Origin of the sequence: Streptomyces sp. NPDC006197, from assembly GCF_040613865.1 — a bacterium.
GTDB lineage: Bacteria > Actinomycetota > Actinomycetes > Streptomycetales > Streptomycetaceae > Streptomyces.
Window position 1 is genome coordinate 1 of record NZ_JBEXSZ010000270.1, and the last position, 4,214, is coordinate 4,214.

Annotated in this window: 5 protein-coding genes; 2 read left to right on the forward strand and 3 right to left on the reverse strand. The window is 72.0% G+C overall.

The genetic code is table 11. The annotated features are described in order from the left end of the window. Positions 1–81: 81 nt before the first annotated feature. From ABZ318_RS39165 to ABZ318_RS39175, 3 genes are all read right to left on the reverse strand, one after another. Positions 82–1,164, reverse strand: coding sequence for a trypsin-like peptidase domain-containing protein (locus ABZ318_RS39165; RefSeq protein WP_356907184.1), 1,083 nt, complete (start codon positions 1,162–1,164; stop codon positions 82–84). A 91-nt stretch (positions 1,165–1,255) separates the two neighbouring features. After that, positions 1,256–2,032: a methyltransferase domain-containing protein gene (locus tag ABZ318_RS39170; RefSeq protein WP_356907185.1), complete on the reverse strand. Its 777-nt coding sequence runs from the start codon at positions 2,030–2,032 to the stop codon at positions 1,256–1,258. Positions 2,033–2,097: 65 nt separating this feature from the next. Further along, positions 2,098–2,703 carry a DUF3043 domain-containing protein gene (locus ABZ318_RS39175; RefSeq protein ID WP_356907186.1) on the reverse strand — a complete coding sequence of 202 codons (606 nt, stop codon included), beginning with the start codon at positions 2,701–2,703 and terminating at the stop codon, positions 2,098–2,100. 273 nt (positions 2,704–2,976) lie between these two features. Between ABZ318_RS39175 and ABZ318_RS39180 the strand changes: the two genes are divergently transcribed. Together ABZ318_RS39180 and ABZ318_RS39185 are read left to right on the forward strand one after the other, a co-directional pair. Continuing rightward, positions 2,977–3,774, forward strand: coding sequence for a PspA/IM30 family protein (locus ABZ318_RS39180; RefSeq protein ID WP_189802190.1), 798 nt, complete (start codon positions 2,977–2,979; stop codon positions 3,772–3,774). 19 nt (positions 3,775–3,793) lie between these two features. Further along, positions 3,794–4,072 (forward strand): hypothetical protein, encoded by a 279-nt coding sequence (locus ABZ318_RS39185; protein ID WP_356907187.1) that lies wholly within the window; start codon positions 3,794–3,796, stop codon positions 4,070–4,072. The last annotated feature ends 142 nt before the right edge of the window (positions 4,073–4,214 follow it).

The following is a 4,214-nucleotide window of genomic DNA, read 5'->3' on the forward strand; positions in this document are numbered from 1 at the left end:
ACGCGACCGCCGAGGCGAGGGCCGAGGACGATGACGGCGCACGGTGCCGGGCACGGAGGAAGGGGCCGCACGCGGCAGGTCCTACATCTCGCCCAGCGTGACGTTCGCCTTGCGCGTCGCCCCGCCCCGCACGTACACCACCGTCACCGTCTCGCCCGGCCGGCGCGAGGCCAACGCCTCCGAGAGGGACGTGATCGTCGTGATCTCGGCGTCGCCGAGGCGCTTGATCACATCGCCCGGCCTCAGCCCCGCCTTCCCGGCCGCCCCGTCCGCCGGCGCCTCGACCACCGCGACGCCCGCCGGCTCGTAGCCGTTGTCCAGGACCGTACGGCCGGTGATGTTGAGGGCCGCCCGCCCCGAGTCCGTCACCTTGCCGGTCTTGACGATCTGGTCCGCGATCGTCCGCACCATCGACGCGGGGATCGCGAAGCCGATGCCGGGCGCCGAGCCGCCGCCCAGTTCGGGGTCGGTCGCGGCGAGCGTGGGGATGCCGATGACCTCGCTGTCGAGGTTCACGAGGGCGCCCCCGCTGTTCCCGGGGTTGATCGCGGCCGACGTCTGGACCATGTTCCCGATGGTCGCGCCGGTGCCGCCGCCGGTCCGTCCCTCGCTGACGGTCCGGCCGGTCGCCGAGACGATGCCCTGGGTCACGCTGCCGGACAGGCCCAGCGGGGAGCCCATCGCGAGCACGATCTGTCCCATGTCGACGGTGGCCGAGTTGCCGAACTTCGCCGCCTTCAGCCCCTGGGGCACGCTGTCCAGCCTGAGCACGGCGAGATCCTGCTCGGGGTAGGAGGAGACGAGCCGTGCCGTCACGGGCTGCCCGCCGGTGGCCGCCGTGACCTTGAAGCTCTTCTCCCGGCCGACCACGTGCGCGTTGGTGACGATGTGCCCCTTGGCGTCGTAGACGACGCCGGAGCCGAGGCTGTTCGCGGCCTCGATCTGAACGACGGACGGCAGGACGTTCCTGATGACGGTCCGGTAGTCGTCCTGGAGCTCGTTGGCGGCGAGCGGCGCCGCCGCCTGGGTGGACCGCTCCGGGGCGGAGGCGTTCCCGTCGGTGGAGGAACAGCCGCCGGTCAGCGCGACGGCGCAGGCACCGGCGGTGAGGGGAAGAAGGACACGACGGGCACGGGCACGGGCGTGGGCACGGGAGACGTCCATGTCCGGAGTATCCGATTCCGCCCTGCCCCCGGCCCGGCGAGCGCACCCGATCAGGGGTGAGCGACCGCCCGTCGTGCCCCCGTCGGCCCCGTCAGCCCCGCACCCCGCACAGGTGCAGCAGCGCCGCGAGCCGACGGTACGGCTCCGTGCGCCCGGCCCGGTCCTCGGCGGCGAGCAGCCGCTCCAGCTCCTCGGCGGCGGGCAGGCCCGCGTCGGCGGGGACGTCGTCCGTGAAGACCCGCACCCCGTACCAGGCGTGCAGCGGCGCCGCGATCCCCGCGAGCGTCGTCGTGAGCGCGTCCAGCCGGTCGGCCCGCACCTTCACGCCGTTGTCGTCCGTGTAGACGTCGGAGTCGAAGGCCGTGAGCGCCCCGGACCAGTCCCCGGCGAGCCCCGGCCGCATGGCCAGGGCCTCCGCGTTCCGTACCACCAGGGAGAGCAAACCGCCGGGGGCCAGCATCCGGGCCAGACCCGCGAGCAGCGCGTCGGGCTCGTCCGCGTACATCAGCACGCCGTGGCAGAGGACCACGTCGAAGCTGCCGGGCAGGAAGTGCACCCCGGTCTCGCGCCCGTCGCCCTCGATCAGCCGGACCCGCTCGCGGATCCCGGCGGGCTCCGTCGCCAGCGACTCCCGGGCCGCCTTGAGGAGGTCCGGATCGGCCTCGAGGCCGGTCACGGTGTGTCCGGCCCGGGCGAGGCGCAGGGCCTGGGTGCCCTGTCCCATGCCCGCGTCGAGGATCCGCAGGCGCTGGCCCACGGGATAGCGGGCGGTTATCTGCTCGTCGAGCTGACGGGCGACGATCTCCTGCCGGATGGTGTCGCGCAGCCCGCCGTGGGCGGCGGACCAGTGCGCGACGACGGGCAGCACGGGGCCGCCCGACTCCGACGTGGCCTCGCCGAACGCGCGCCCGTCGAACTCCGAGCTGTCGGCGCTCAGGGCCGCTCTCCGCGCTTGACCTGCGGCTTCGGCAGACGCAGTCGACGCATCTGGAGCGTGCGCATCAGGCCGTAGGCGATGGCGCCGCGCTTCGGCTCGTTCGGGAATCGCTCGTTCAGCTGCTTCCGCAGGCGGAGCCAGATGCCGATCGAGTCGATGACGATCAGGATGATCACACCGAGCCACAGCAGCAGGGAGATGTTCTGCAGCGCCCGGTTGGCGTTGCCGAACAGCGACAGCACGAGGATCACCACGGCCATCGGCAGGAAGAACTCGGCGATCGCGAACCGCGAGTCGACGAAGTCGCGCACGAAGCGGCGGACCGGCCCCTTGTCGCGGGCGGGCAGGTAACGCTCGTCGCCGCTGGCCAGCGCCTCGCGCTGTCGGGCCAGGTCCGAGCGGCGTGCCTCGCGCTGGCGCTTGGCGGCCTCCTTGCGGTCGGTCGGCACCGTCGCGGCGCGCCGGCGCTGGGACTGCGCCTCGCTCCGCTTCGGAGTCGGGCGGCCCTTGGGGGCCTCGGGGTCGCGGGGCTGCTGGGTGGAGAGGTCCGCCGTCACCTTGTCGGTGGGGGCCTTCTCGTCCTTCGAACGGCTACGGAACACAAAACCCAAGGGTACGGGGTGGCGGGCATGAACCCCATGCGGGCCGGGAACGATCCGCTAACGGACTGCGTCTTCGAGCGTACGTACGCGAGGACGGGTGTGGTCTCCCTGAGATCCACCTACTCCCTGCGCGGGAGGAAACCTCGTGCGCAGTCGTCCTTGGGGAGGAGCGCATCCCGCTCCGAACAGTGCGGTAATGGAGACAGGGCCCGTACTGTGGATCCTGTTGGAGAGCTGGAGCCGAAGTCCGTCAGAAGGGGGCGCGCGAAGCCCATGAGCGGTGTCATGAAGCGTATGGGGATGATCTTCCGCGCGAAGGCGAACAAGGCCCTTGACCGGGCCGAGGATCCGCGCGAGACGCTCGATTACTCCTACCAGAAGCAGCTGGAGCTGCTGCAGAAGGTGCGGCGGGGCGTCGCCGACGTCGCCACCTCCCGCAAGCGGCTCGAACTCCAGCTGAACCAGCTGCAGGGCCAGTCCGCCAAGCTGGAGGACCAGGGCCGCAAGGCGCTGGCGCTCGGCCGCGAGGACCTGGCGCGCGAGGCGCTGTCCCGGCGGGCCGCGCTCCAGCAGCAGGTCAGCGACCTGGAGGTGCAGCACCAGACGCTGCAGGGCGAGGAGGAGAAGCTCACCCTCGCCGCCCAGCGTCTCCAGGCCAAGGTGGACGCCTTCCGCACCAAGAAGGAGACCATCAAGGCGACCTACACGGCGGCCCAGGCGCAGACCCGGATCGCCGAGTCGTTCTCCGGCATCTCGGAGGAGATGAGCGACGTCGGCCTGGCGATCCAGCGGGCCGAGGACAAGACCGCCCAGCTCCAGGCGCGCGCGGGCGCGATCGACGAGCTGCTCGCCTCGGGCGCCCTGGACGACCAGTCCGGGCTCGCGAAGGACGACATCCAGGCGGAACTGGACCGGCTGTCCGGCGGCACGGACGTCGAGCTGGAGCTCCAGCGGATGAAGGCCGAGCTGGCCGGCGGCCCCTCGGCGCAGCAGCAGGCCATCGAGGGCGGTGGCGCGGCCGCGCCGCAGGACCGCACCCAGCAGCAGTCCCACCCGCGCTTCGAGAAGTAGGCGACAGACAGGACGCGTCATGATCGTACGGATCATGGGGGAGGGCCAGCGGAAGCTGGCCGACAGCCACTTCGGCGAGCTGAACAAGCTCGACGACGAGCTGCTCGAAGAGATGGAGGCGGGGGACGAGGAAGGGTTCCGGCGCACGCTGTGCGCCCTCCTCGACGCCGTCCGCAGGCTCGGCTCGCCCCTGCCGGACGACGCGCTGGAGCCCTCGGAACTGATCCTCCCGGCTCCGGACGCGACCCTGGACGAAGTCCGCGAAATGCTCTCGGAAGACGGCCTCATCCCAGGCTGACCGCCCCGCCCACCCCGTTGTGGGCAGTCGTTCCGCTGGGGCGGAACGGGTGGGCACAACGGAACGGCGCCCCTTGCCGGGCCTAGGCTCCCGAGCCTGAACCCGCACCACCAGTGCGCTGTGCACGGGGTGCGGGTTCAGG

Coding starts and splice junctions, on each gene's coding strand:
- ABZ318_RS39165 (WP_356907184.1), bottom strand. CDS start 1,164: ATGGACGTCTCCCGTGCCCACGCCCGTGCCCGTGCCCGTCGTGTCCTT.
- ABZ318_RS39180 (WP_189802190.1), top strand. CDS start 2,977: ATGAGCGGTGTCATGAAGCGTATGGGGATGATCTTCCGCGCGAAGGCG.
- ABZ318_RS39185 (WP_356907187.1), top strand. CDS start 3,794: ATGATCGTACGGATCATGGGGGAGGGCCAGCGGAAGCTGGCCGACAGC.